The sequence below is a fragment of the Arthrobacter sp. 05T47 genome, assembly GCF_056395825.1.
The window spans coordinates 1-1933 of sequence record NZ_JBFTKG010000111.1; the positions used below are offsets into that span (position 1 = coordinate 1).

Sequence of the window (1933 nt, forward strand, 5' to 3'; positions counted from 1 at the left end):
GCTCTAACCAGCCCGGAAAGTGGTCCACATGCGTCAGTTCTGGAAGACGAGTTTCTTGAGCGCCGCTTTCTGGATCAGCTCAGCTTCGCTTCGGGCACGAGTCCCTGTTCGGTGGCAGTCGGTGCGTTAGCCGGAGGGAAGGCCTCGAGCATGGACTGGGGCAGCTCCCCGTTGCAGTAGAAGTCGTTGGCGCCCAGCTCGGGGGTCCACCGGTTGGGCTTCCAGTCCGGCACGTAGTTGCGGTAGCCGCCGGTGTTGACTTCGATGCCCAGGCCGCTGGCCTCGCGGAAGTAGAGGTAGTCCTGTTCGCCGATCCCGTGGACGCCGGGACCGAACTCCATCGGTGTTCCGTTCTCGATGAGCAGGTCGGCCACACGCACCAACTCGGCCTGATTGTCCACCCAGAACGCGTAGTGATGGATGCGGCCGGGGCGGTCTGAGGCGTCCAGCAGAATTCCCAGGTCGTGTGACTTCTCGTTCGTGGTCAGCACGCCGAAGAAGGTGATGTTGGGGATTTCGAATCCGGCGTACGCCATGATGCGGAAGCCGAGCACCTCGTTGTACCAGGTTGCGAATCCCTCGATATCGGGAGAGGCGATCGTGACATGGTCCAACTGGCGGGGAGCAATACCGCGGTCGTTGCGCTTTGAGGGCCGGTCCGGGTAAACGGAAGCGAATTCACCCTCGCCCTTGTACAGTTCGACCTCCCAGAAGAGCTGCATCACGTGTCCGAAGGGACCTGTGAAAACGTAGGAAGGCCCAAGACCCGCACCGGCTTCCTTCCATTCGCCGGCGTACGCTGTGGCATCGATCCTGCGGGCTGCTTCCTGAAGCGCTTCCTCGCTGGACGTGCGCCAGGCCATGGAAACCATGCCGGGTTCGTCGCCCTGGACCAGAACGACGCTGTAGGCGTAGTAGTCGCCCCAGCACCGCAGGTAGACCTTGCCGTCGGCGCGGTCGACTACACGCAGTCCGACCTGCTCTTMGTAATAGCGGACAGACTCTTCCAGATCGGTCGCGTAGATCTCGATGTGGGACAGGTGGGAAAGGAGCTGGATCATTGTTGACTCTCTCTACAGCAGATTTTTTCAGGGGTTGTGCTGGCCAGGTACTTCCACTTTGATCCAGGTCAAACTATTAGGGAAGCGACATTTACGGATAAGCGATATCAAGTTTTCTAATATCGATCCCACGGCAGCAGCCACCGCATTACTTGCCTGAAAGATGTTCCGACTGGTTGACCCGCGCTGCTGCTGATGGTGCCGATTAATCAGCGGGCAAAAGAGGTTCGCAGGCTCGCGACATTTGCTGTCTCAGCCATCGATGAGCCGGTTCATGCTCCTTATCGGGATGCCACCAAAAGGCTTCCGAGATCGGCGAAAGCGGAATAGGCGGCGGAACAATCCGGAGCGTCTCGGTTATGTGCACGACCTTCTCCGCCAACAAGCGCAGCATCAGAGCCACCTTGCCCGTCCCCTCCAGCAGCGCCGGAATGACGAAGAAATTCGGTGTGATGGTTGTGACGGCGGGATCGATTCCCGCGATCTGCAACTGGCGGGCGGCGGGGGTGAAGGCGCCGCGGCCGCTGACGGTCATAATCCAGGGCGACTTAAGGAGCTGCTGCGGTGTGGGTTCCTCCGGCGACCCGCAGGCCACAACGCAGGCCCATTCGTCAGTCAAGACATTCAGATGGGGTTGCTGGGCGAGATAGCCATGCGGGAGAAACATTCCGTCGACATCCCGAAGTGAATCCGGTGCCCCGTCGACATGAGCCGCAAGTACATGGTCGAAACGAATGCGGATGCTCGGCGCCGATGTGGCCAGCAATCGCAGCAGAGGCGCTCCGACCCGGGCAGTGGCGTAGTCGGTGCCAAGAATATGAAATTCCCGGGAACTGCTCAGCGGGTCGAACGCCATTTGCGCCGTCGTTATC

The 1933-nt window shown here is 60.1% G+C and carries 2 protein-coding genes; both read right to left on the reverse strand.

The features are described 5' to 3' along the window. Positions 1–74: 74 nt before the first annotated feature. On the reverse strand, positions 75–1061 hold the full coding sequence (locus AC1DEY_RS23060) for a VOC family protein (protein WP_476870027.1): 987 nt from the start codon (positions 1059–1061) through the stop codon (positions 75–77). Positions 1062–1266: 205 nt separating this feature from the next. Beyond that, on the reverse strand, positions 1267–1933 hold a 667-nt coding region (locus AC1DEY_RS23065), incomplete at its 5' end, for a LysR substrate-binding domain-containing protein (RefSeq protein WP_476870028.1).